A 25,085-nucleotide genomic window follows, 5' to 3' on the forward strand; every position below is an offset into this window, starting at 1 on the left:
CGTGGACGTCGACCTTCCCGCCCGGCTGGCCCGGCTGGCCCGCGAGCACCGTGTGCCGGGGGCGCAGCTGGCCGTGCACCACGAGGGTGAGACCGTCACCGCCGAGACCGGCGAGGAGACGTACGCGGCCGGCGAGCCGGTGACCCGGCGGTCCGCCTTTCCGCTCGGCTCGCTCACCAAACCCTTCACCGCGACGCTGGTGATGACGTTGGCAGCCTGCGGCGACATCGATCTCGACGCCCCGCTGGCCGAGTACGTGCCCGAGGTGGGGGCCGGACGCGGCGGGCCGGGCCCGAGGATGACGGCGCGGCGGCTGCTCAGCCATACCAGCGGGCTGGCCTCGAACCTCGACGAGGGCGGCGACCACTCCGGGGCCCGGCGGCGGTGGGTGGCGCGCCACTGCCGCGAGTCCGGCACCGCGCACCCGCCGGGGACCGTCTTCTCCTACTCCAATATCGGCTACATCCTGGCGGGCCACCTCGTCGAGGTGGTCACCGGGATGAGCTGGTGGGAGGCGATGGAGGCGGTCCTGCTGAAGCCGCTGGACATCGCGCCGGCGTTCGTCGTCGGGCCGCCGTCGGGGTTCCGGCCGGTGGTGGACGGCCACACGGTGCGGCAGCCGGGGGACCGGATGCTGCCGGTCACCTGGCAGACCCTGCCGAAGGTGGCGGCGCCGAGTGCCGGGCTCGCCCTCGGGGCCGCCGATCTGGTCACGTTCGCACTGATGCACCTGGCCCACCCGGCGCTCCAGCCGGTGCTCGACCGCGACTCCGCCCGCGAGATGCGCCGCGACCAGCTCGCGGGGGTGACGGCCGGCCCGTTCGGCATGGCCGACTCCTGGGGGCTCGGCTGGGCGGTGTACCACGACGCCGGGCCCGACTGGTTCGGGCACGACGGCACCGGGGAGGGGACCTCCTGCCATCTGCGGTTCGAACCGGCGGGCGGGACCGTCGTCGCACTGACCGCGAACGCCGCCACCGGACCGGCGCTCTGGGAGGACCTGCTGGCGGAACTCCGGTCGGTGGGGCCGGCCGTGGGAGGCCGCGGCCTGTCGGCGCCGCCGGACCCGGCCCTGCGGACGTCAGGACCACCGGAATGCGTCGGCCGGTACGTCAACGGGGAGATGGAGCTCACGGTCGTCGCGGACGGTGCGGGCGGGCTCCGCCTGACGACGGGCGAGGCCGAGCGGTTCGAGCTGACCTGCTTCGAGGGCCTGCGCTTCACGATGCGGGAAACGTCCGGTGGCCGCACCACCTACACCGGCCGTTTCCTGCGTGACCCGGAGACGGGAGGGATCGATCTCATCCAGGTCACCGGACGGCTGGCCAGGCGGGCGCGCGACGAGAACGACGCCCCCGGCGGGGAAGGCTGACGCCGCGATGAGCACCGCGCAGGCAGGTGCCGGTGACATGGCCGGTGACGTGGCCGGTGACGTGGCCGGCGGGCCGATCCGCCTGTCCCGCAACCGTGACTACAACATCCTGTGGACCAGCCAGCTCTTCTCCGAACTGGGCAGTGAGATTACCTTCGTCTCCTTCCCGCTGCTGATCCTGGCCATGTCGGGCTCTCCGCTGGAGATGGGCCTGGCGTCGTCGGTGCTCGCGGTGGCGCACATGGTGGCGAACGTGCCCGCCGGGGTGGTAGCCGACCGGTGGGACCGTAAGAAGGTCATGCTGCTGTGCCACGGTGCCCGTGCCCTGGCGATGGGCAGTGTGGTCGTGGCGCTGCTCCTGGACACCTACGCCTTCCCGCACATCCTGCTGGCCGCCGCGGTCGAGGGCTTCTTCAGCTCTGTCTTCCAGCCGGCCGAGCACGCCGCGCTTCCCCAGGTGGTGCCCGAGTCGCAGCTGCCGCAGGCGGTCGCCCGCAATACCGCGCGCCCCTTCATCGCCACCCTGCTAGGTCCCGCGCTGGCGGGTTTCCTGTTCACCCTGCACCACACGGCGCCCTTCGGCGCCGACGCGATCATGCTCGGCCTCTCCTTCGTCACGCTGCTCCTCCTGCGCCTGCCGCGGCGGGCGGCCCCCGCCGCGCTCCCGAGGGAGGGGGCGGCCGTGGGCGGCGTCGCCGAGGGGATCCGCTGGGTGGCGGGACACCGGGTCATCAGGGCGACGCTGGTGTGGATGGTCTCCTCCAACCTTGTCTTCAGCGCGCTCGTCATCATCGTCCTGGCGATGTCGGGGGAGGGGGTGAGCGCCGGCGAGGTGGGCCTGACGATGGCGTGCATCGGTGCGGGGGGCCTGCTGGGCGCACTGGCCGCGGCCCGCCTGCACGCCGCCCTTCCGCCGGTCCTGACCATCGTCGGCTTTCCGCTCGTCGCCGCGGTGATGACCGCGGCGATGGCGCTCGTCCCGAGCGGCATCCTCCTCGGGGTGCTTCTCGGCGGTGCCGCGTTTCTCGCGCCGGTCGCGAACACCACGGTTCTGACCTACCAGCTCACGGTCACCCCCGACCACCTGCGCGGCCGCCTGTCCGGCATCGCGGGGCTCTTCTCCGGTGGGGCCGGCGCGCTGGGACCGATGGCCGGCGGCTTCCTCATGACGGCCGGCGGCGGCCCGGTCGCCGTGCCGGTCTGCGCGGCCGGCCTGGCCCTCGTCGCGCTGGGTACGCTGCTCAGCCCGACACTGCGCCGGTTCCCCGTGTTGGCACCCACCGATCGGATGTGAGCCGCGAGATTGAAACTTTCATCCACTGTGACGGGTGTTCGCACAGGTCAGCGCGTCCTGATGTGAGCGGGCAGGGGCGCCTGCTGTATGCGGGGGCGGTCGGCCGCCTATGGTGGGAGCGCTCCCATGCATCCCCCCTAAGGAGTCGATCCATGCCAAGAAGGTCAGTTCTGGCCACGCTCTGCGCGGCTCTGGTGATCGCGTCAGGTGCCGCGGTCGCCGTCGCCTCCGGCGCCTCCGCGGCCGACTCCCCGTTCTACGTCGATCCGGAGACCGGCGCCGCCAAATGGGTCGCGGCCAACGCCGGGGACTACAGGGCGCCGGTCATCCGCGACCGGATCGCCTCCGTGCCGCAGGCCCGCTGGTACACCACCACCAACACCTCCACCATCCGCGGCCAGGTGTCGTCGTTCGTCGGGGCCGCGGCCGGTGCGGGCAAGATCCCCATCCTCGTCGTCTACAACATCCCCAACCGTGACTGCAGCGGTGCCAGCACCGGCGGGGCGCCCAACCACACGGCCTACCGGCAGTGGATCGACGAGCTGGCCGCCGGCCTCCAGGGGCGCCCGGCGTCGATCATCCTGGAGCCCGACGTGCTCCCGATCATGACCAACTGCATGAGCTCCGCCCAGCAGCAGGAGACCAACGCCTCCATGGCGTACGCCGGCAAGAAGCTGAAGGCCGCCTCCTCCTCGGCCAAGGTCTACTACGACATCGGGCACTCGGGATGGCTGTCGGCCTCCGACGCCGCGGCCCGGCTGAACGCCGCGGACGTCGGAGGCAGCGCGGACGGCATCTCCGTCAACGTCTCCAACTACCGGTGGAGCTCCACCGAGGTCGCCTATGCCAAGAACGTCATCTCCGCCACCGGCGTCTCCCGGCTCCGCGCGGTGATCGACACCAGCCGTAACGGCAACGGCCCGCAGGGCAGCGAGTGGTGTGACCCGGGAGGCCGGGCGATCGGCACCCCGAGTACCAACGCCACCGGCGACCCGGCGATCGACGCGTTCCTCTGGATCAAGTTGCCGGGCGAGGCGGACGGCTGCATCGCCGGGGCGGGGCAGTTCGTGCCGCAGCGGGCCTACGACCTGGCCATGGCGGCTCCGCAGCCCACCCCGACCGTCACTCCCACCATCACCCCGACCCCCACCCCGACCGTCACGCCGACCGGCGGCAGGGCCTGCACGGCCACCTACAAGCTGGTCGGCTCCTGGCAGGGCGGTTTCCAGGCCGAGGTGACCGTGAAGAGCAGCGGCACCCAGGCGATCACGGGCTGGACGGCGAGCTGGTCGTTCCCCGGTAACCAGAGCATCACCCAGCTCTGGAACGGACAGCACACCCAGAGCGGCGCCGGTGTCTCGGTGCGGAACGTGTCCCACAACGGCAACCTCTCCTCGGGCGCCTCGACGTCCTTCGGGTTCACCGGCAGCTGGTCCGGGACCAACGGCGTGCCCGCCTCGGTCAGCTGCACCGCCGCCTGACCCGGTGGTGCGGCCCTGAACCCGGTGCGGCTCGCACGGTATGCCCCCCGTGCGAGCCGTACCGGATTCTCGCGTCTTCCCCGGGGTTCCGCGGCCGAAAGCGAGAACCGGGGGTCTGGGCCCGCCCCGCGCGCTAGCCTGGTCTTTTGCCCGGCGGGGAGCCGCGGAGCGGACCGGCCGGCGCCGCCTCGATGGCCGCGACGGCCTTCGTCATGATCCGCCGCATGGTCTCGACCTCCTCGGGGGTGAGCCGGTCGATCAGGAAGGCGCGGACCACGGCCACATGCCCCGGGGCGGTCCGCTCCAGGCAGCGCGAGCCCTCCTCGGTGAGCACCGCGAACACGCCCCGCTCATCCGAGGGGCAGGTCGTCCGCGCGACGAGTCCCCGCCGCTCCAGCTGTCCGATCTGGTAGGTGAGACCACTCTTGGAAATGATCAGCCGGCGGGCGAGCTCGGTCATCCGCAGTCGCCCGTCGGGGTGTTCGGAGAGTCTCGCCAGGATCTCGTACTGGGCGTGGGTCAGACCCGAGTCGACTTTCAGCTGATCCTCGACACGGCGCTCCAGCAGATGCGTCGCGGACAGGTAGGCCATCCACATGGCCATCTCGCTCTCGCCGAGCCATCTCGTCTCGCTCACCAGAACATCCTATGGCTTGTTCAAATTTGAACTAACCACTATGGTTCAGTTCAAATTCGAATGACAACGAGGAGTCATCATGCTTGACCAAGTGCGCCCCTACGCCCTGCTGCTGGCGAGGGTCGGCATCGGCGTGGTCTTCCTGGTCCACGGGCTGCAGAAGTTCGTGACGATGGGGCTGGCCCAGACCACGGCCTTCTTCGACTCGCTGGGCATCCCGCTGGCGAACGTCGCGGCTCCGGCGGTCGCCGCCCTCGAAGTCGTCGGCGGCGTGGCGCTCATCCTGGGCGCGGCCCTGCCGGTCTTCGGCACCCTCCTCGTGCTCAACATGCTCGGCGCGATCGTCTTCGCCCACGCCGCGGCCGGCTTCTCGGTGAGTGAGGGCGGCTACGAGTTCGTCCTGGCCCTCGCCGCCGGCACCCTGGCCATCGCCTTCAGCGGCGGCGGTGCCCTCGCCGTCGACGGTCTCCGTCAGGGGCGCCGCCGGCCGGTCACGGTCTAGGACCCGTCCGCCGGGCGGAACATCGCGCGCCATGAGGTCCGGACCGCCGACAATGGGCATAGCTGTTTCGACGGTGCCGAATGGCTGGGGGTCGATGTGCGGTGGCTGCGAAGAATCGGCAGCGATTTCAAGGCTCGGCAGCACATCGACGCGTACGCTCTCACGATCGTCGTCTTCGGTTTCGCGTTCCTGTCAATCGTCAGCGACGCGCTGGACGACGACCTCAGATGGGCGGTCCTGCTCTCGGGAGTGGGATTGCTGCTCTACCGGATCACCCTTCCCGCGGAGCCCGCCGAATCTCCCGACGGGCTGCTGAACGACCGGTCGGTGTACGACAGCGCACCGCTGTCGTCGCTGCTCGCCCACGCGCGTGACGTCCGGGTGTTCGCCCCCTCCGCGGTCAACCTGCTCTCCGCGCAGACCTGCGAGATCATGCGCAACACGGTGCTCGCGCGGGAGAGGGGACGCGTCAGGATCGTCATCCTCGACCCCCTGGAGAAGGGGGCGGTCCAGCAGACCGCGAGGCAACTGGACGACTCGATCGAGTTTCCCGTCCAGAGGCTTCCCGCCGCGTTGGAGAGCACCATGGAGCGCCTCCGCCTGATGAGCGGCTGGAAGACCGTGGGCGAGTTCGAGTACCGACTCCTTTCCTACAGCCCGGGATTCAGCCTTGTGCTTCTCGACCCGGAGACCCCGCGGGGCCGGGTCATCGTGGAGATTCACGGTTTTCACAATCCCTCGACCTCGTCGCGCATGCACCTGGAGCTGACCCGCGGCCGCGACGAGCGCTGGTACACCTACTGGGTGGAGCAGTTCAACCACATATGGGAGGCGGCGAGATCCGATGTCACGCCGTTCTCCGGAGAAACTCCTCAGCCTGCTTCCGGAGATGCGGTGGAAGCCCGGGAGTGACCGCGTTGAGCGCCCGCGAGGCGAACTCCTCGGCGGTCGCGTGCTGACCCAGCAGGGCATAAACGCGCGCGGCCCGCAGCAGGACCGGCCCGCTGTCCGACTCGTCGGCGGTCGCGTCGAGGATCTCCTGTCCCGCGGCGTCGAACCGCTGGGCCAGGGCGAGGGCCAGCGCCCTGGCGGCGATCGTGGTGGGCCGCTGGTGCCGTCTCACCCGATCCAGGTCGCGCAGGGCCTCACCGGGCCTTCCGAGATCGGCGAGGATCTCTCCGCGCAGCGCCAGCGCCTCGGCGGGGGGTTCGCCGGCCAGCGCCACGGCGCCGTTGAGAAGGGCGAGTGCGGCGCGCGGCTGTCCCAGATGCCACAGGGCCTCCCCGAGCGCCAGTTGCGCGGGAAGGTCGTTGGGAACCCAGGAGAGAGCGGCCCGCAACTGCTCCACCGCCCTGGCGTACTGGCCCTGGGCCAGCCAGAGCCGTCCCTCCGCGGTCAGCGCCGAGGCCACCCCGTTGAACCGCTGGAGCGTCGCGAACACGTCGGCCGCCTCCTCGAGGAGGTGCCGCGCACTCTCCACCTCGCCTCCCACCGCCGCGACCTCTCCCAGGACGACCAGGGCCTCGGCCCGCACCCACGTCTCACCGGGCCCCGAGGCGCGGACCGCCTCCTCCGCGAGGCCGCGGGCCGTCTCCCAGCTCCGCCTGGCCAGTGCCGCCCGTGCGTCATCGAGGTAGGTCGCCGGGTGCTGCGACTGGCGCACCGAGCCGATCAGGCGGTCGTGCTGCAGCTCGTACCAGCGGATCCCCAGCCGGTGCTCGCCCCGCAGCAGGTGACGGTCCTCCAGCGCCTCGGCGATGGCGTTCGGCATGCCCGCCGTCTCACGGAGGCCCTCGTAGACGGTGTTGCGCGTCCCGTGCTCGGTGACGAAGGTCCTGCGCAGCCAGGAGCGGATCTCGCTCGACGTGACCCCCGACTCGGCCGCGACCTGCGCCAGCATCCGCTCGCAGAAACCGGTCAGGAAGTGGTCGACGTTCACGTGCAGGTTCACGTGCTCGGCGGTGATCTCGTGCAGGCCCGGCGGCAGCGAGTCCCACAGCGCGGAGCAGACGACCTGCAGCTGGACGGGCTCGACGGTGTTGAGCGTCACCGTGGTGGTCTGCCCCTCGTCGTTGAGGAAGGGGACGGTGCGCAGGTCGTCGACGAGTCGTTCGGCGGCCCCCGGGGCGAAGGACCGGCCGGTGCGCTCAAGGGGTCTCGTCGTGGCGTCGAGCGCCGCCGCGCGCGAGAGCGGCAGCAGCTGGAACCGCGCCCGCGAACCCCGGCCCAGCGGGCGCTCGTACGGCAGCACGGAGGCCAGATACTCCTCGCGCAGCGAGAGCAGCAGGTGGAGCCCGTCGTGCTCCTCGACGGCCCTCGCGAGCTGGCGCAGCAGCGCGTGACGCTCCTCCTCCCGGTCGGGCGGGCCGCCGAACAGCTCCTCCGCCTGGTCGACGGCGACCAGGGTGGGCACCGGGTCGCCGTACCGGTCCACGCGTTCCGGGCGCCGGGCCAGGAAGTCCGAGACCGTCAGCCCGGCCAGCACGGACAGCGGCTCCTCCGGCGCCCAGGACGACAGCAGCGCCAGCACGTACGGGTTGCCGGTGACCCTCGGGCGCAGCGAGACGATGCCGCGGGGCGACACGCGGGCCACGGGCAGGACGTCGGCGCGTTCGGGCTCGACGCGCGGCAGGACACCCGCCTGCAGCAGGGACGTCTTGCCGACCCCCGAGGCGCCGAACAGCACGGTGAGACCGGTGGCCTGCCAGATGGTGGCGATGTCGCGGCCTTCGCGCTCCCGCCCGAAGAACAGCACGTGCTCGTCGCGGTCATAGGGGCGTAGCCCCACGTACGGCTGGGTGGCCCTGTCGACCCTGTGAACCGCGTCCGTCATGGTGCCCGTCCCATTCTCCGCAGGAGTTCCGCGCAGAACTCCGAGGCGGTCCCCAGGAAGATCGAGATGTTCCAGCCGTCGAGATAGTGGGCGATGTAGCGCCTGGCCTTGCTCTCCGCGTCGCTCGCCGATCCGTTGACCTCGGGCATCAGCTGTACGCTCACATGCCGCCGCTTGTTACTGCGCGGCGTGCTGCGCATCAGGCCGTGGAACAGCACCCGAAACGTCCAGTCCTGCAGGCTGTAGCCGATGAAGAGCAGTGGCCGGGCGGTCATCGCCCGCAGGATCGGGGTCGGCAATGGCTGCCTCCCGCCGGTCGCGACGACGTCCACCATGTTGACGAGGTAGGTCAGGTAGTCGGCCTCGGTCAGCACCAGCGACGCCGGTTCGGACCAGCTTCCGTGCAGATGGTAGACGAGGGGACATTCCACCGTCGGCTCTGGCAGGACAGGCGTGGCGGCGGGATCGGCCTCCCACCAGGGGGAGACGGCGACGTGGGGCTCCTTGCCCTCGGCCCGCAGCGCCTCGGCCAGGAAGTCGTCGTAGTTCGTGGTGAGGAACGTGGTCACGGGGAAGCCGGCCAGCACTCGGTGCGGCTCTTCCGGATCGCCGGGAGCAGGTCCCCCGTGAGAGCGGAGAAGCCTGCAGACCCCCTCCTTGAGATCCACCGGATCCCGCACCACCGCCGCGCCGTACTGCATCACGCGGGCGAGATTGCCCGGGTCGGAGAACGGATAGCCGTAGTGGAGGGCGTACCGGTTACTCAGGGCGGCACCGGTGGGGAGCGTCCCGGCGCAGGCACCCGCTCCGAGGAAAGGGGTGCAGTCACCCCTGTGGAGCTGGTCGATCAACCGTTGCCAGTCGAGATCGTCCACGGTCCCACCATTGTTGTCGACAGAAAGTGCCAGTCTCGCACTCCAATGTCGCACATTGGTGGGTTATCACCAAGGTTTCTATATGGAGGAGTCGAATCCGGCCACCGGCCCCGCGTCCCCGTCGGCGGTTATTCGCCGACGGACCAGGTCCAGGATGGAATCGCCGATTTTGTCAAGATCGGCCAAGTTCAGACCCGTCAGGTCGATCAGACCTTCGCCGGAATCGATGTTAGCGGTGGCGGCTTCCTCGCTCATGCGGACTCCCTTGCGCCCACGGCGAGACGCACGCGTCCCCGGATCTCCGAGCGTCCTCGCCTACGCCTTGATGATTACATCCTTTCGGTGTTCAGGCGAGTACTCGGGAAGATAATTTGGCGGGTGGAACTATATAGTTGACCGGAAAATAGACGTTTTAGGGTGTGACAGAGATCCGCTGTTGAGGTGTGGCAATGAGACTCTGACCCCTTCGCTTATGCGCTTGCGGAGGCCCGGAGCCATAAGCTGATTCCCAATCGGGCGAGTGGAGGCCGTCGCGTGCCCATTTCACAGTCTTCGGGGACTTCCCGCCTGCCGGGACGCCAGCCCCAGATCTGGGGCAGGGTCCCCCAGCAGAACAAGAACTTCACAGGTCGTGAAGGCCTCCTCGACAAGCTTCACACCGGTGTCACGTCCGAGGTCACCGCCGTGGTGCCGCACGCCCTTCACGGGTTCGGCGGCGTCGGCAAGACCCACGTCGCGATCGAGTACGCCTACCGCTTCCGGCACGAGTACGACCTGGTCTGGTGGATACCCGCGGACCAGCCGATGCTGGTGCGCTCCTCGCTGGCCGCGCTCGCCCCGCACCTGGGCGTGCCCTCCTCCGCCGCGATGGGAGTGGAGGACGCGTCCGCCGCCGTGCTGGACGCCCTGCGCCGCGGTGACCCGTACTCCCGGTGGCTGCTCATCTTCGACAACGCCGAGCAGCCGGAGGACATCAACGACATCATCCCCCGGGGCCCGGGACACGTCCTGATCACCTCACGCAACTACGCCTGGCAGAGCGTGGTCGACACCGTGCCCGTCGACGTCTTCAGCCGGGCGGAGAGCATCGAGTTCCTCACCAGGCGGGTTCCCGGCTCGACCAGCCAGGAGGACATGAACCGGCTGGCCGAGCAGCTCGGCGACCTCCCGCTCGCGCTTGAGCAGGCCGGAGCCCTGCAGACGGAGACCGGGATGTCCGTCGAGCAGTATCTCCGGCTGCTCGACGAGCAGACGGCCCAGCTGCTCGACGCCAACAAGGCGTCGGACTATCCGCTGTCCATGACGGCTGCCTGGTCGCTGTCGGTGTCACAGCTCAAGGCGAAGCTGCCCGAGGCCGTGGAGCTCCTGCGCTGCTGCGCCTTCTTCGGACCCGACCCCATACCCCGTGACGTGTTCGGGGCACTTCCCGACGACCTCGCGGCCGGGTCGCGTCTTGGCCCGCTCCTCGACAATCCGATCCTGCTGAGCCGGGCCATCAGGGAGCTGGGCCGATACGCCCTGGCGCGGATCGACTCGGAGAACCGGACCATCCAGGTGCACCGGCTGGTCCAGGCACTGCTCCGTGCCGAGCTGGGCTGGGAGGAGCACGTGTCCTTCCGGCACGAGGTGCACCTCATGCTCGCCGCGGCGGCGCCGGGCCTTCCGGACGACACCGTCCTGTGGCCGCGCTACGCCGAGCTGCTCAGCCACATGACACCCGCGATGGTGGAGGCCGGTGAGGATCCCCGCATCCGTCGCTTCGCCCTCGACGTCGTGCGCTACCTCTACTCGTCCGGGGGCTACCAGTCGGCCAGCGACCTGGTCAAGGGCTTCATCGCCAGATGGCGGGCCGACAGCGGGGACGAGGACCAGCACGTGCTCTCCGCGCAGCGGCATCTCGGCATCGTCCTTCGCGAGCTCGGCGACTACCGGGCCTCCTTCGAACTCAACCGCGAGACCCTGACGCGGATGAGGAGGGTCCTGGGACCCGACCACGTGGAGACCCTCCTGCTCACCAACAGTCATGGCGGGGACCTGCGGATGCGAGGTGACTTCACGGCGGCCCTGGCGCACGACAGGGAGTCGCTGCGGCGGCACCAGAGCGTGTTCGGCCCCCAGCACCACCGGACGCTGCGCGCCATGAACAATCTCGCCATCGACTATCTGCTGCTCGGCGACTATGAGAAGGCGTTCGAGCTGCAGGAGACCACCTACAGGCTGCACCGCCGTCCCGACTCGGGATCCAGCAAACAGAACATCCTCACCTCGGGCAACGGTCTCTCACGTATCGTGCGGCTCAGAGGTGACTACGCCGAAGCCTGTGACCTCGGCGAGGACGCGTACGAGTTCGGGGTGCAGGAACTCGGCCCGGACCATCCCTGGACCCTGCGCACGGCGAAGGATCTGTCCATCGCCAAACGGCGGGTCGGGCAGATCGACGAGGCGTTCGACCTCGCGCAGGCGACGTACGAGCGAGAGGAGCGCATCTTCGGGCGTGACCACCACGACACGCTCGCGGCGGCACTGTGCCTGGCCAACGCGCAACGCACCAGAGGTGAGATCGCCGAGGCGCTGGAGCTGCTGCGGGACGTGACGGCTCGCTATCCCCGCATGTACGGCGACGAGCACCCCTTCACCTTCGGCTGTGACATGAACCTGGCGTTGCTGCTGCGGGTCAACGGGCAGATCGAGGAGGCGAGCCGGCTCGATCTGAGCTCCCTGGAGGGTTTCGACCGCACGCTCGGCCGCGAGCACCACTACTCCCTCACCTGTGCGATCAACCTCGCCAGCGACTTCGCGGCACAGGGGGACGCCCCCAGTGCCAGGCGGCTGGGGCAGGAGACGCTGGCCCAGCTGCGCGAGTTGCTGGGGGTGGACCACCCGCTCACTCTCGCCTGCGCGAACAACCTGGTCATCGACCTGCGGGCGGAGGGGGCCTTAGAGGAGGCCCAGGCGCTGGAGGCCGACACCTTCGAGCGCTACCAGCGGGTGCTGGGCAACGACCATCCGGACACCAGGGTCGCCATGCGCGGTGAACGGCTCGACTTCGACTTCGACCCGCCCGCTCTCTAGACCCTGTCGCCTGGATCTCCTGCCCGCCGCGGACGCCCGGCCGACACTCGCCACGGCAGGATCCGGCGGGCAGGGCCTAACCGTTGCGTTCGAGCCAGCGCGCGTAGTGGTCGTCGGCGCGTGCGCGGCCCAGGGCCCGGGCGCGGGCCGGCACGCTCTCCTGTGCCCAGCGGTCCAGGCGCAGGGCCATTCCGGTCGCGAAGTTCTCGCCGGCCGGGGTCAGCCGCCCGCTGCCGAGCAGGGTGCCGGTCACCAGGCGAGCCGCCTCGCGCCAGCGGAAGAACTCCGAACTCGCGCGCAGGGCCGCCTCCCCGGTCTCCAGGTGGCGCTGGCGCATCCAGAAGCCGGCCACGCCCAGGAAGGCGTAGGCCCCCTGGAGCAGGCCGGGGACAGGACGGGGATCCTCGCGCCAGGGAGCGTAGTAGCGCCTGCCGTCGTCGGGAAGGGTCAGCGGGATCAGGTCGAGCAGGGCCGAGAGCTTCGCGTGCTGCGTCTCGTGGGTCAGGGTGACCGCGAACGTGGAGGCGTCCGGCGGCGTCGACAGGGCCACGCAGCCGTACGTCTCGCCGGATGTCGAGCTCGACTGGCCCCGGGCCGGGGCGACCAGCGGGGTGAGGACCGTGATCGCCGTGACGACCTCATCGGCCACGGCGCGGTGGTGGCGCACCAGCAGATGCCACGCCTCCTCCAGCGTCGACTGCCAGCGCTCGGTCTCGGCCTCGGTCAGACGCCCGCCGATGTTCGTGGTCTCCGGCATCCGGTACGGGTCGAGGTCGTCGATGACCAGGTGCAGCGGCACGCCGTCCACCTCGGTGGAGAGCGATCGCAGGCCTTTCCACCCGGGGGCGTCCCGGCCGGGGTCGCGCGGGACGGTGACGATGGTCCCGTCCGCGGTGACCTCGGCACCGCCCTCGGCACACTCCACCGTGGCCCACGAGACGGTCGGCGACAGGATCGCCTGGCCCAGGGAGGGCAGCGTGACGACCCCCTCCACCGCGGGTACGTCGATGTCGCAGGCCGTGCCCGAGCGGATCGCCGCCGCGGCGGCGAGCGCGGCGAGCTGCCCCGGTGCCGCGTCCTCGGCGTGAGCGTCGAGCATCTTGACCGTCCGCCGCGCCCAGGCGCCCACCGAGGGATGGCGCAGAACGGTGTCGACGGCGCCGGGATGACGGCGCTGTACCGTGGCGAGCAGGTCGTAGGCACGACGGGTGACGGCGGCGTCCGGATGGCCGTTCGCGCGCGCGGCCTCCAGCACTCCCCGTACGAGAAGCACGTGCTTGCTGTGCTGCGCCGCGGAGAGCCTGGCGACCGCGGCGGCGCCGCCACCGCCGGCGGCGAGCTTGGAGAACACCCCGGCCGTGATCCGGTGCTCACGCAGGTTCATCGTGTCCCTTCCCCGTCGTTTCGATCGAGCCGGCAGATCGGCCTCGACAGTGCTCTTGACGTGCTTGATGAGTCGGAGCAGGTCGGGGGAGTAGACGGAGGGGTTGGCGAAACCGTGGCCGGAGCGGTAGCGGTGGGCGTACAACCCCCCTCCGCAGATCCGTGACACCGGGCAGGCCCGGCAGGTGGGACACAGGGCCAGTTCGCCGATCTGGCGGGCGGCGATCGAGGGAAGGAGCAGGGCGTCGTCGAAGGAGTCACGTGTCACGTGCAGCCCGGTCTCGGGGGCTCCCTGGTAGGCCGACTTCAGCACGTCCGACTGCTCGATGCCGCCGTCGGTCTCCACTACCACCATCCCCGCGGGGGACAGGCCTATCTGCTCGCTCGACGACGAACCGCCGAGCAGCACCTGGATGATCTCGCCGAACATCCGGACCCGGGTGGGCCTGCGTGCCGCGCCGTACCACCGGTCGAAGATCGGGATGAGCCAGTCCGCGTACGGTGTCGTCTCCTCGTGGGGAAGCCGGCCGGCCGGGGGCGCCGACCAGTTGCCGTGCGGGAGCAGGAAGTCGACGGCCGGGGGATCGAAGGCGAGGAGCGCCTCGTAGACCCCGATCGGGTCGTTTCTGAGGTCGACGGTGCACAGCAGGCCGCTGAAGAGATGCCTGAAGGTGGGCGAAATCAGCAGCCGGAGGGCTCGGGACACCTCGGCATGGCTGCCGCGGCCGCCTGCGCGCCTGCGGCTGCGGTCGTGCATCGTCTCGTCACCGTCGAGGCTCACCCCGACCCGGATGTCCAGTTCGTCGAGGAGTCGCAGGTAGCTCTCGTCCAGGCGCAGCCCGTTGGTCTGCAGGCTGGCCCTGACCCGGGTGCCGGCGGCCGCCGAACGGATCCGGGTGACGGTCTCGCGGATCGCCTCGGGGCCGGCGAGCAGTGGCTCGCCTCCGTGCAGGATGATCTCGATGTCGCGCAGGCCGTGACGGTGGGCGTGCTCGGCGATTCTCGCGGCGGTGGCGGCGACGATCTCCCGTGACATTTGTTTCGGGCGTGTCAGCCACGACGAATCGGCCATTTCGTACATATAGCAATATTTGCAGGCGAGATCGCACCTACTGTGGATCTTCAAGATGAACTGCCGGAACGGCGTCGGTCTCCAGCCGTCGGCCATCAGCCTGCCGATGTCGAGAGTCGACGGCCACTCGCGCACCGCTGATCAGCCCCCTGATGAGACCACGTTATGTGATGCCCGAAAGATGCTTCCACGATAGATGATGGCCGACCGCCGTTCCAGAGACGGATGAAACCCTTCGGCCATGTCGCGGAGCCCACTGTTTGTAAGCCTGGAACTTGACTATTTGGGCAAACTCATGCCAGATAGGAAATGGCGCAAGAGAGGTGTGCCGCGTTTGCCTGAGAAACTTGACCCCATAATCCCGTCACCCAGAAGCGTGTTCCCGGCGACGCTCGATGTCAGGGGATTGCTGGAATCAGGGTGGCGACCGGCGGCTTTCCGGCAGTTCATTTTGAAGATCCACAGCAGGTGCGACCTCGCCTGTCGCCACTGCTACGTCTACGAGATGGCGGACCAGTCCTGGAGGGCACAGCCGAGGCGCATGTCGGAGGCGATCGTCGACCGTACGGCGAAGCGCATAGCCGAGCACGCGTTCACCCACGAGCTGGCCGAGGTGGAGGTCGTCCTGCACGGCGGTGAGCCCCTTCTGGCCGGGCCGGATCTCATCTCCTACGCCGTGCGCGCCATCAGGGGGGCCGCCGCCGACGTCGGGACCCGCGTCCACGTCGGCGTGCAGACCAACGGGCTGCGCCTGGACGAGAGCTATCTGCGGCTCTTCGACAGCCTGGAGATCCGGGTCGGGGTGAGCCTGGACGGCTACGCGGAGGGTCACGACCGGCACCGGCGCCACGCGGACGGCAGGGGAAGTCACGCGAAGGTGGCGGCCTCGCTCCGCAGGCTGACCGGCGGTCCCTTCCACCACCTGTTCAGTGGCCTGCTGTGCACCATCGACGTCCGCAACGATCCGCTGGCGACCTACGAGGCGCTTCTGGAGTTCGATCCCCCGGCCGTCGACTTCCTGCTCCCGCACGGCAACTGGTCCACCCCGCCGCCCTTCCGCGTTCCGGAGGCGGGGGTGACGCCGTACGCCGACTGGCTCATCCCGATCTTCGACCGCTGGTACGGATCGGTCGCCGACCAGACGGAGGTCCGGCTGTTCCGCGAGATCATGCGCCTGCTGACGGGAGGCGCCTCGCGCAGCGAGACCGTGGGACTCTCACCCGCCCGGATGGCCGTCGTGGAGACCGACGGCAGCATCGAGCAGTCGGACATTCTGAAGTCCAGCTACCACGGGGCGGCCGCGACCCGCCTGCACCTGCTCCGCGACTCGTTCGACGCCGCGCTCACCCACCCGTCCATGGCGGCCAGGCAGATCGGCGAGCTCGCGCTTGCACCCGTCTGCCTGGCCTGTGACATCCACTCGGTCTGCGGCGGCGGGCTGTACGCGCACAGGTACAGCGAGGCCGCCGGCTTTCTGGGACCTTCGGTCTACTGCCCCGACCTGTACCGGCTGATCACCCATATCCGCACCCGGCTCGCGCGGGATGTCGCCAGGCTGAAGGGAAGCCGATGAGGCACGGTTCGCAGCAGGTGTCCGACAAGACGTTTCTCACGCTGGCGGCCGGTGAGGGCGGTGCCGGCGCCGTGGCCGAGCTGCGGGCCGCGCAGCGCGCCAGGAACAGGGTGCTGGTGCGAGCTGTCGTCGGCGAGGCGCGGTCGGCCGGGCATCCCGGCGCCGATCTGGCGATGCGCGCCTACGGCCTGCTGGCCGAACTGGAGGGGCAGGCGGACGAGGAGGTCGAGCGCCTGCTGAGGTATCCGGCGGTGGGGGCGTGGGCGTGGCGGACCTACCGGTCCCTGCGGAGCGGGGACGACAGCCGCGACGATCCCGCGCAGCTGGGCGCACTGGCCGTGGTGGTCGCGGTGCGGGCCCGGGTCCGGTGCCGGGTCCGGTTGCCCGTCCGCGACAGCACGATCATGCTGCCGTCCCTGGGGCGTCTCACTCTCCCCACCGGCGCGCCGGCCACGGTCGACGTCGAGGTGCGGCCGGACGGGGACGGCGCCGAACTCGACGCAGGGGGCCTGACGGTCCGCGTCGCCCCCCCGGGCGACCGGCCCGGCTGGCAGGCGCTGCGCGGCTGGTCGGTGATCCCGGGGTTCGACCTGGTCGTCGACGACCTCGACCCGTACCGGTGGCCCGTGGAAGGGGTCGCCGAGCCGCGGCTCGGCCGCGAGCGGCTCCGCGCGTGGCGGGCGCACCTGGACGACGCGTGGCGCGTCCTGACCGCCCACCACCGGCACGTGGCGGAGGAGGTGAGCTCCACGGTGTCGGTGCTCACCCCCGTCAAGGCGCCGGACAGGGGGCAGAACAGCGCTTCGACCCGCGAGGCGTTCGGGACCGTCGCGATGTCCGACCCGTGGCACGGCCTGGGGCTCGCCGCCACGCTCGCGCACGAGATCCAGCACGCGAAGCTGACGGCGCTGACCGACGTGATCCCGCTGACCCTGCCGGACGACGGCAGACGCTACTACGCGCCCTGGCGGGACGACCCGCGCCCCGCCTACGGCCTGCTGCAGGGTTCGTACGCCTATCTCGGGGTGGCGGAGTTCTGGCGGAGGCAGCACAGGTTCGAGCGGGACGCCGAGGCGTTCCGGGCACGCGTGGAGCTCGCCCGGTGGAGGCGGGGCGCCTACCAGGTCACCGGCACGCTGCTGGCCAGCGGGAGCCTGAACGAGCGCGGAGAGGAGTTCGTGGCCTGCATGAGGAGAACCCTCGAAGAGTGCGCCGCCGAACCGGTGGACGACCTCGCGGAGGCACAGGCCCTCCGCGAGGCGGAGCGGCACCTCGACGCCTGGCGGAGGCGCAACACCTGACCTCGGCGTGGTCAGATCGGCGGGGGGTCGAAGTCGCAGTCGATGCGTCGGCCCTCACTCGCGAGGATGGCGTCGGGGTGGCCGGCCTCCAGGGGGCGCTCATAGTGCCGCATCGTGTCGTGGTACAGCAGCTCGGCCTCCTTCTCCGCGCCGGCGGCTCTCAGATCGAGGACGAGGTTGCCGGCGCAGGCCAGGCTCAGGAAGTGGTTCTCGCCGAAGAGCTTCTGCAGCCTGTTCAGCGTCTCCCTGCCGAGCTCGCACGCCTGGGTGAACTCTCCCAGGATCGCCAGGTCCGTCTGGAGGCTGATGGCGCACGTCAGCGGGTAGTGGTGATCCCTGCCGACCTTGGCGATCAGGCCGCGCACCGCCTGCTCGTTCAGCCGGCGGGCCGTTTCGACCTCGCCCCGCAGGCGGTGCAGGATCGCCAGGTTGCCGCCGCAGGCGAAGCCGTAGGGGTGCTCCTCGCCGAACACCCGGGGATACAGCGCGACCGTCCTGTTCGCTATCGCGAACGACTCCTCGAGCTCGCCGGTCACCCGCAGGGAGTTGGACAGGTTGATCGCGGCCGCCATCGTGTCGGCGTGCTCGTCTCCGAAGAGCCGCTGGAGCCGGGTGTGCGTGTCACGCGCGAGGTCCAGCGCCTCGGAGATCTCTCCGGCCCGGCGCTTCGCGATCGACAGGTCCTTGGCCGTCAGCAGGGTGAAGTGATGGTCGAGCGTCAGCTCCTGGACACCGTAGGCGTAGGCCTCCTCGCCCAGGTCGCAGGCCTCGGTGTAGTCGCCGCAGAGCCGTACCGCCCTGGCCAGGCCGTTCCAGGACAGCAGCAGGGTGCTCTTGCCGATGCCCCCCATCGCGTCGCTCATCTCCAGGTATGTCTCCTGGTGCAACCGTCGTGCCGCCTGGTAGTCACTGGTCAGCGCGTAGTCGAGGGCCAGGCTGTTGAGCACGCGCAACGTGGCGGGGTCGCTGGGCCCCCGGTTGGCGATGTGGGCGTCCCGGGACTCGCCGTCCAGCTTGCGGGCGGCGGCGAAGTCGCCACGGGCCCGCAGGGAGGCCCCGTACCCGTTGGTCGTCAGGAGCGTCTCGCGGTGGTCGGGGCCGAGGATGGCGCGCATGTCGTCGAGGGTCTGGTGGTCGACCTCGTAGGCCGCGGCGTACTGGCCGAGCGCCCGCAGGACATTGCCCAGGTGCCGGTGCGCGACGAGCACGTCCAGGTGCTTCGGCCCGCTGACCTCGCTCCATCTCCTGATGAAGCTGGTGAGGAAGGAGTGGGCCGACTGGTAGTTGCCCGACATGTACAGGTAGCGGACCACGTTGAGGGCGAACTGCCTGGCCGCGGGGTCCGTGCACTCCTCCAGACCGGAGGGGGTGACGTGCGCGACCAGCTCCTCGAAGCTGCGCCACCTGTCGGTCTCGTCGGGGTCGTTCGGGGCGCTGCCGGCCAGCAGCACGTGCACCTCGTGCCGGATGTCCGTCTGATCCTCTTCGGGCAGGTCGTCACGGAGCAGCGCCTGGATCAGCCGGTGAACCTGGATCGTGCGGGTGGTGGGCTCGATCCTGGCCAGGGCGAAGCGTCTCAGCTCGCTCAGCGCCGTGGCGAGCAGGATCGGATCAGAAAGGATCTTGCTGAGCCGGGGGACGACGGCCTTGTTGCCCCTGCGGAAGACGTCGCGCGGAATGGGCTCGGGGCCGAAGAAGGCACAGCACCGCAGGAGCGTGATGGCCTCGGGAAGGCGGTCCTGCAGGAGCGACACCGACACCTTCCAGGCCGCGGTCATCGACAGCGGATACCCCGGTGCCCTGTTGACGCCCAGCAGCCTGCTCGCCTGCTCGCCGAGCTGCTCCAGGTACTCGTCGACGGACATGCCGGTCTCGTACTGCAGCGCGCCGGCCTGCTCCAGAGCCAGCGGGAGATCGCCGAGCTGCTCGGCCAGCCGCGAGGCGTCGTCGTCGGGAACCTCCCGGCGCAGGCGTTTCTTCAGGAACGCCACGCTTTCCTCGCGGGTGAAGACGTCGACCTGGAGGGTCTCGAAGTGGTCCTCCCACTTGGGGTTGCGCGAGGTGATCAGGACGTGACCCGGCCCGCGCGGGATGAACTCCTCGACCTGTCCCGGATCCTCGGCGTTGTCGAAGATCAGCAGCCAGCGGCGGTAGGGGTTGCCGTTCTGCAGTGTCCTGCGCACGGCCTCGGCGGCCTCCTCGACACCGGTGGCGGAGGCGGGAGGCAGCCCCAGGTGGGGCGCCATCGCGGCCAGCGCGGACGGCACCAGCACGCGCTGGTCGGCGGGGATCCACCAGACGAGGTCGTAGTGCGACCGGTAGCGGTGGGCGTACTCGATGGCCAGGTGTGTTTTGCCGACACCGCCCCACCCCTGCAGTGCCTGGGGCTGGGGCACGACGGCGGTGACGGTGCTGATGCCCTGGCGGAGCCTGACGAGCAGGTCGTCCCGCCCGGTGAAGTTCCTGTTGCGGGGCGGCACCTTCTCCCAGACCTCGGGCTGCCGTTCCGGCACCGTGTTCGCCGCGTGTGAAAGCTCCACCACCTCGGGCCTCCGTTTTTTTAGCCAAAGGGATCGTACGGTCATCCTAAAGGTTGATTCGGCGGGTGGGGTATTACAGAATCGCATAGTAAGAAGAAAACGGCCTGGAGGCTTTCGAAAAGGACGTCGTTTCGCATTTTTTTAGGACGTCCCAAAACCCGGGTGGTGGTCGAGGCCGGATCCGGAGCGATGTAAGGGGAGCACGCATGCGCGATGACGGCTCAAGATCAAACATTTTCGTCGACCTCGGCGGCCTCTCCCTGGAGATGCTCGGTGAGATCGAGGACCACTCCCTGCGGAGGGCGCTGGAGCCGTTGTTTCTGGAGACGGCGGAGCCGACGGCCGGATTCACCAGCTCGATCTGAACGGTCACCCTGCCGTTTCGTGCGGGTCACGGCAGAAAGGTGATCGTGAATCATTCGCCTGCTCCGGGCGTGCCGTCGGGACAAACGTCGGCGAGACAAGAGGTGCCTTCCCTCGCCGGAGGGATTGACCATGCCAATAGAGTCGTACGGCATCGAGTCCATGATCCGATTGGACCTCTTGCCCGTGAGGTGGTGCCCTGCGTGCATGACATGGGGGAGGCCGAGTGGGAACGCCTGCTCGACCAGTTGAACAGCGGGGACTGCACGCCGTTCTTGGGGTCCGGGGCGTGCGTGGGCACTCTGCCGACCGGGACGGCGCTGAGCCGCGACATGGCGCGCCGATGGGACTATCCGTTCGACGACGACCATGATCTCCCGCGGGTGACGCAGTTCGCGGTGATGCGATATGGGGATTCGGTATATGTGAAGAGACGGATCTGCGACGAGCTCGACGCCGGGGGCGCGCCCGACTTCCTCGACCCCCTGGAACCGCACGGTCTGCTCGCGAGTTTCCCGCTTCCGGTATATCTGACGACGAACTACGACGACTTCATCCTGCGCTCGCTCGAAGCCGTGGGAAAAAGACCGAATGTGGCTGTATGTCCATGGAACAAAGGGCTGGCCTACGCCGAGGATCTGTTCAGCAGCGAGGCGGGCTGGAATCCCAGGCCCGAGGCTCCGCTCATCTACCACCTGCACGGCAGCCTGCAGGATCCGGCGTCGATAGTGCTGGCGGAGGACGACTATTTGGAGTTTCTCACCAACCTCGCGGTGGACGGTGTCGCGGGCGGCCAGCGGATGCTGCCCACCTCCATTCTCGCGGCGCTGACCAGGAGGCCCCTGCTGTTCATCGGATACAGCCTGCAGGACTGGACGTTTCGCGTGCTTTTCCATGGGTTGTTGAAAGCCGTTCCCGGAATCAACCGCCGCAGGCACGTGAGCGTCCAGCTCGCCCCCTCGCTCGCCAGCACGAAGGCGGACGTGCTGGAAGTCCAGCGCCAGCTGGCCAGATACTACGAAGACTGGCGGATCTCCATCTTCTGGGGGACGGCGGAGGAGTTCTGCCGTGAGCTGCGCCGGCGGATGGGACCGGTGCCGTGACCTCTGACGTGACCTCCGACCTTGTCCGGCCGGACGAGGCCGGCCAGCCGTACGTCGGCCTGCGGGCCTTCCGCCGCGAGGACCGAGCCAAGTTCTTCGGCCGCGACAGGGAGGCGTACGAGGTCTCCGACCTGTGGCAGGCCGGGCGCCTGACCGTGCTGTACGGACCGTCGGGCGTGGGCAAGACCTCGCTGATCCAGGCGGGCGTGCTCCCGCTGCTGGACATCGGCAGGACCGACGTCCTGCCGATAGGCAGGGTGTCGCACGGTTCGCCCTTCCCCTCGGCCGCGCTCTCCCGGCACAACCCGCACGTGTTCGCGCTGCTGTCGTCGTGGTCTCCCACCGAGACGCCCACCCGGCTGGCGGGGCTGACGATCCGTGAGTTCCTCAGCCGGCGCCCGCCGCGCCAGGATCCCTACGGCGACCCGGTCCTCACTCTGGCCGCGATCGACCAGGCCGAGGAGCTCTTCGGGGACTTCGCCCACCGCCAGCCGTACCGGGAGTGGTTCATCGGCCAGCTCGTCGAGGCGCTGGACGACGACCCGAACCTGCGCCTTCTCATCTCGATCCGCGAGGACTACCTCGCCGCGATCCTTCCCCACGAGCCGAAGCTGGCGGGCATGGCCAGGAGCCGCTTCTCGCTGACCGCCCTTGACACGGCCGCCGCGGTCCGGGCGACCGAGGGCCCGCTGGAGGGAACGGGACGCTCGTTCGCCCCGGGCGCGGCGCGCGGCCTGGTCGACGATCTCCGCATGATCAGGGTCGGCAGGGCACTGGGCGAGGAGGTCGTCGCCGACGCCAAGGTGGTCGAACCCGTCCAGTTGCAGGTCGTGTGCTCGGCCATGTGGCATTCCCTGCCCGAGGACGTGCGGGTCATCTCCCTGGACCACGTCCGCAGGTTCGCCAACGCCGATCGCTCCCTCACCGGCTTCTCCGAGCGGATGATCGCCGAGGTGGCCCACGACCACTTCGGTGACGACGTCGCCGAGCTCAGGAGCTGGCTGCGCCGCTGCTTCATCACCGAACTCGGCACCCGCGAGGTCGTCTACCAGGGGGAGACCGTCACCGCCGGCATGCCGAACGCGGTGGTCAGGGCGCTGGTGGACCGCCACATCCTGCGTGAGGACATCAAGGCGGGCACGCGCTGGTGCGAGCTGTCGCACGAGCGTCTCATCCAGCCGATCCTGCAGAACGACCGCCTCGTCGTGCAGGCCGAGAGCCGGGCCCTTCCCGACGACTACCTGCGGGCCGCCGAGCTCTCGTTCCGCGACGGGGAGTTCGCGCTGGCCGCCAAACAGGCCGAGGAGGCCCTGGAGCGGTGTGGCGACAACACCAGGATCCGCGCGGAGATCGAGTCCTTTCTCGGCAACGTGGCGCATCGGCGGGAGGACTTCGAGAAGGCCGTGTCGCACTACCGCACCGCCGCGGTCCTCTTCGAGACACTGGGGGCGACGTCGGCCGTCGGCGGCCTGCTCGCCGGGATCGGCCGGCTGCGGCTGGTCCAGGGGCGCCCCTCGGTCGCGGTGCGGGAGCTGTACTCGGCGATACGCCGCGTCCCCAACGACATGAGCATCCAGACCGAGCTCGCCTGGGCGCTCTGGTACGACGGCCATCCCGATGCGGCGCGTGACGTTCTCAACGACGTTCTGGGAAGGGAGGGAAACCTCACCGAGGCGTTGCGGGCACGGGGCGAGATCCTGGCCGGGCTCGGCCGGGCGGAAGCGGCGTTGCGCGACCTGGACCGGGTCAGGCCGCTGCAGTGGCCCTCCACCCGGGCCGCCCACGCCCTCGCGCTGGCTCTGCTGGGGCGCTTCCCCGAGGCGAGGCGGGAGATCAGGGCTGTGCTGGCCGAGGGGGGAGATCACGGTCCGGTGCTGCTGTATGCCGCCCGGATCGAGGCTCTGGCCGGCGACGCCTCGGCGGCGGCCGATCTGGCCCGGAGGGCGGGGACGGCGCGGGCGCCCACCCTCCCTGCCCATCTCGCTGCCGAAGCGGCTCGGTTGGTCGCCACGTCGTGAGCACCCGCGTGGCCGCGTGGGCCCCGGTCGCCCGGACCTCCCTGGCCGTCCCGGCGATGCCGAGTCGCGCGCAGAGGTTCAGCAGCGCCGCGAGCGTCACCACCAGGGCGACGCAGAACATCAGGCCGGCCAGGACGACGGCCGCCATCCGGACGCCCGCCACGGCGACCAGGGTCCCGCCGAGGGGGGCCGCGACGCACACGGCGCTGTACGTGACGAGCCGGTGCACGCTCATCACACGCCCGAGCCTGCTCTTGTCGACGGTGTCGACCTCGAAGGTCCTGATGGCCACGTTGCTGAGCGCCCCGGTGCACCCGGTCAGCAGTATCGCGAGCCCGAAGAAGATCGGCCCGGCACCGTACGCCGCGATGAGGAGCGCCAGCACCCAGATCCACAGCTGGGCGAAGAGCGTGGAGTTTCTCGGCTTGAGCTTGAGGTAGGGAGCCAGGCTCGATCCCGCCACCCCGCCCATCCCCCCGGCGGCCAGTACCAGGCCGACCTCGTAGGAGGGCAGGTTCGCCGACCCGGCAATGAAGATCATGATGAGCGCGTTGATCATCAGATTGGTGACCATGGTCAGGGCCATGGCCTTGCGCAGGAACGGGTGCCTCGCCAGTTCGCTGAAGCCGTCGGCGATCTCCCGCAGCAGGTGCCGCCCCGCCAGGCTTCTGAGCCCGTCGACGAGCCCGCCGGCGATCTCGCGGATCGCGTGCGACCGAGGCCGGCGCCCTCTCCCGCCGCCCGTCACGCTCAGCGGGGACAGCAGCGCCAGGAAGAACAGCGCGGAGTTCACCGCGAAGGACGCCACCTGCATGATCCCGAAAAGCCACCCGCCCAGTGGCCTGCCCGCCAGCACCGCGACGTGCGAGATCGTCTCGCTCCTGGCCATCGCGACGGAGACCTGCTCCCTCGAGACGAGGGACGAGATCAAGGCCGTCTCCGCCAGCGAGTAGACGACCCACAGCGTGCCCTCCAGGAAGGCCGCCACCAGCAGGTGCGGGAGCGACGGCCAGTCGAGGGCGAGGGCGAGGAACACGCTGAAGACGGCCAGCCCCCGCAGGGTCTCGGTGAGGAGCATGAGCGAGCGCGGGTTCACCCGGTCGGCCAGGACGCCCGCCGGAATGTAGAAGATCAGGACCGGAAACGTCAGGGCGAAGCTGGTCCAGCCCGCCTGCACCGGAGATCCGGTCAAGGCCAGTGCCAGGAGGGGATAGGCGACGCTCACGGCTCGTGATCCCACGGTGGAGAACGTCAGTCCCAGCCAGACACGGGCGAATTTTCTCATCGGCTAGTTCGAAGTCGCTCTCTAATCCCTGGCCATATCACGACTTAGCCGCCCGCCGTCCCCGTTCGCGTCCCTGGGGACACTTCACAAGGCGACGGAGGATAGAGCTATCCCGACTCCCACCAGATGGCGTTTCCTTACGAAAGGTCGCAGGATTCAACAACAACGAGAGCCCGTTTCGGTGAAACGGGCCCCAGCGGTGTCGCTAAGTCACTTGAGTCCCAAAAGCATAGCGCCGAAAAAGAGCAGCCGGGAAAGGTTGGTCATTCCCATGCCGAGAAAAGGGACGTTTCGGAATCCTTGGTGGAAATTACAGGTCGTCGACGGCGCTCGGCGGCCGAATCGACGCGACCGCTGAGCGGCCCCCGGGAATGGGGGCCG

Annotated in this window: 17 protein-coding genes and 1 pseudogene; 11 read left to right on the forward strand and 7 right to left on the reverse strand. The window is 69.6% G+C overall.

Annotation, left to right across the window (positions count from 1 at the left end; translation table 11 throughout):
• The first annotated feature begins 1 nt into the window (after position 1).
• From ACFQVD_RS03590 to ACFQVD_RS03600, 3 genes are all read left to right on the forward strand, one after another.
• Positions 2–1,372 (forward strand): serine hydrolase domain-containing protein, encoded by a 1,371-nt coding sequence (locus tag ACFQVD_RS03590; RefSeq protein WP_343977592.1) that lies wholly within the window; start codon positions 2–4, stop codon positions 1,370–1,372.
• A 7-nt stretch (positions 1,373–1,379) separates the two neighbouring features.
• Positions 1,380–2,666, forward strand: a complete 1,287-nt coding sequence (locus tag ACFQVD_RS03595; protein WP_343977589.1) for an MFS transporter — start codon at positions 1,380–1,382, stop codon at positions 2,664–2,666.
• 152 nt (positions 2,667–2,818) lie between these two features.
• Positions 2,819–4,147 carry a glycoside hydrolase family 6 protein gene (locus ACFQVD_RS03600; protein WP_343977586.1) on the forward strand — a complete coding sequence of 443 codons (1,329 nt, stop codon included), beginning with the start codon at positions 2,819–2,821 and terminating at the stop codon, positions 4,145–4,147.
• 133 nt (positions 4,148–4,280) lie between these two features.
• Here the strand turns inward: ACFQVD_RS03600 and ACFQVD_RS03605 are convergent, their stop codons facing one another.
• A complete protein-coding gene (locus ACFQVD_RS03605; RefSeq protein ID WP_343977583.1) occupies positions 4,281–4,784 on the reverse strand; it encodes a MarR family winged helix-turn-helix transcriptional regulator in 504 nt (167 codons plus the stop codon).
• Between the two features lie 79 nt (positions 4,785–4,863).
• On the opposite strand from ACFQVD_RS03605, the gene ACFQVD_RS03610 reads away from it, so the two are divergent.
• Positions 4,864–5,286, forward strand: a complete 423-nt coding sequence (locus tag ACFQVD_RS03610) for a DoxX family protein (protein WP_343977580.1) — start codon at positions 4,864–4,866, stop codon at positions 5,284–5,286.
• Between the two features lie 96 nt (positions 5,287–5,382).
• Positions 5,383–6,198, forward strand: a complete 816-nt coding sequence (locus tag ACFQVD_RS03615) for a hypothetical protein (protein WP_343977578.1) — start codon at positions 5,383–5,385, stop codon at positions 6,196–6,198.
• On the opposite strand, the gene ACFQVD_RS03620 is transcribed toward ACFQVD_RS03615, so the two are convergent.
• The 3 genes from ACFQVD_RS03620 to fxsA form a co-directional block, all read right to left on the reverse strand.
• Positions 6,134–8,119, reverse strand: a complete 1,986-nt coding sequence (locus ACFQVD_RS03620; protein ID WP_343977576.1) for a tetratricopeptide repeat protein — start codon at positions 8,117–8,119, stop codon at positions 6,134–6,136. The two genes, ACFQVD_RS03615 and ACFQVD_RS03620, sit on opposite strands and share 65 nt — an antisense overlap.
• Positions 8,116–8,994 (reverse strand): SIR2 family NAD-dependent protein deacylase, encoded by an 879-nt coding sequence (locus ACFQVD_RS03625; RefSeq protein ID WP_343977574.1) that lies wholly within the window; start codon positions 8,992–8,994, stop codon positions 8,116–8,118. The genes ACFQVD_RS03620 and ACFQVD_RS03625 overlap by 4 nt, the downstream gene beginning before the upstream one ends.
• 78 nt (positions 8,995–9,072) lie before the next feature.
• Entirely contained in the window at positions 9,073–9,249 is a 177-nt protein-coding gene (fxsA, locus tag ACFQVD_RS03630; protein WP_343977571.1) for an FxSxx-COOH cyclophane-containing RiPP peptide, read from the reverse strand.
• Positions 9,250–9,528: 279 nt separating this feature from the next.
• Between fxsA and fxsT (ACFQVD_RS03635) the strand changes: the two genes are divergently transcribed.
• Positions 9,529–12,066 (forward strand): FxSxx-COOH system tetratricopeptide repeat protein, encoded by a 2,538-nt coding sequence (fxsT, locus tag ACFQVD_RS03635; RefSeq protein WP_343977568.1) that lies wholly within the window; start codon positions 9,529–9,531, stop codon positions 12,064–12,066.
• A gap of 76 nt (positions 12,067–12,142) precedes the next feature.
• Here the strand turns inward: fxsT (ACFQVD_RS03635) and ACFQVD_RS03640 are convergent, their stop codons facing one another.
• Positions 12,143–14,617, reverse strand: a complete 2,475-nt coding sequence (locus ACFQVD_RS03640) for an FxsB family cyclophane-forming radical SAM/SPASM peptide maturase (RefSeq protein ID WP_343977601.1) — start codon at positions 14,615–14,617, stop codon at positions 12,143–12,145.
• A gap of 199 nt (positions 14,618–14,816) precedes the next feature.
• Between ACFQVD_RS03640 and ACFQVD_RS03645 the strand changes: the two genes are divergently transcribed.
• Positions 14,817–16,094: an FxsB family cyclophane-forming radical SAM/SPASM peptide maturase gene (locus ACFQVD_RS03645; RefSeq protein WP_386270506.1), complete on the forward strand. Its 1,278-nt coding sequence runs from the start codon at positions 14,817–14,819 to the stop codon at positions 16,092–16,094.
• Complete coding sequence (locus ACFQVD_RS03650; protein WP_364147970.1) at positions 16,091–17,395, forward strand: HEXXH motif domain-containing protein; 1,305 nt, start codon at positions 16,091–16,093, stop codon at positions 17,393–17,395. The genes ACFQVD_RS03645 and ACFQVD_RS03650 overlap by 4 nt, the downstream gene beginning before the upstream one ends.
• A gap of 11 nt (positions 17,396–17,406) precedes the next feature.
• Here the strand turns inward: ACFQVD_RS03650 and fxsT (ACFQVD_RS03655) are convergent, their stop codons facing one another.
• A complete protein-coding gene (gene fxsT / locus ACFQVD_RS03655) occupies positions 17,407–19,938 on the reverse strand; it encodes an FxSxx-COOH system tetratricopeptide repeat protein (protein WP_343977561.1) in 2,532 nt (843 codons plus the stop codon).
• A 203-nt stretch (positions 19,939–20,141) separates the two neighbouring features.
• On the opposite strand from fxsT (ACFQVD_RS03655), the gene ACFQVD_RS03660 reads away from it, so the two are divergent.
• The 3 genes from ACFQVD_RS03660 to ACFQVD_RS03670 all read left to right on the forward strand — a co-directional run bounded on the left by ACFQVD_RS03660 (position 20,142) and on the right by ACFQVD_RS03670 (position 23,419).
• The gene (locus ACFQVD_RS03660) at positions 20,142–20,300 is read left to right on the forward strand and encodes a hypothetical protein (RefSeq protein ID WP_343977558.1); all 159 of its coding nucleotides are present in this window, start codon (positions 20,142–20,144) and stop codon (positions 20,298–20,300) included.
• 210 nt (positions 20,301–20,510) lie between these two features.
• Complete coding sequence (locus ACFQVD_RS03665; RefSeq protein WP_245651495.1) at positions 20,511–21,401, forward strand: SIR2 family NAD-dependent protein deacylase; 891 nt, start codon at positions 20,511–20,513, stop codon at positions 21,399–21,401.
• A complete protein-coding gene (locus ACFQVD_RS03670; RefSeq protein ID WP_386270507.1) occupies positions 21,398–23,419 on the forward strand; it encodes a tetratricopeptide repeat protein in 2,022 nt (673 codons plus the stop codon). The genes ACFQVD_RS03665 and ACFQVD_RS03670 overlap by 4 nt, the downstream gene beginning before the upstream one ends.
• Positions 23,420–23,513: 94 nt before the next feature.
• On the opposite strand, the pseudogene ACFQVD_RS03675 reads toward ACFQVD_RS03670, so the two are convergent.
• A pseudogene (locus ACFQVD_RS03675) lies at positions 23,514–24,704 on the reverse strand (MFS transporter); the annotation flags it as partial.
• Positions 24,705–25,085: the final 381 nt, after the last annotated feature.

Source organism: Streptosporangium amethystogenes subsp. fukuiense (genome assembly GCF_042665875.1).
GTDB classification, from domain to species: Bacteria; Actinomycetota; Actinomycetes; order Streptosporangiales; family Streptosporangiaceae; genus Streptosporangium; species Streptosporangium fukuiense.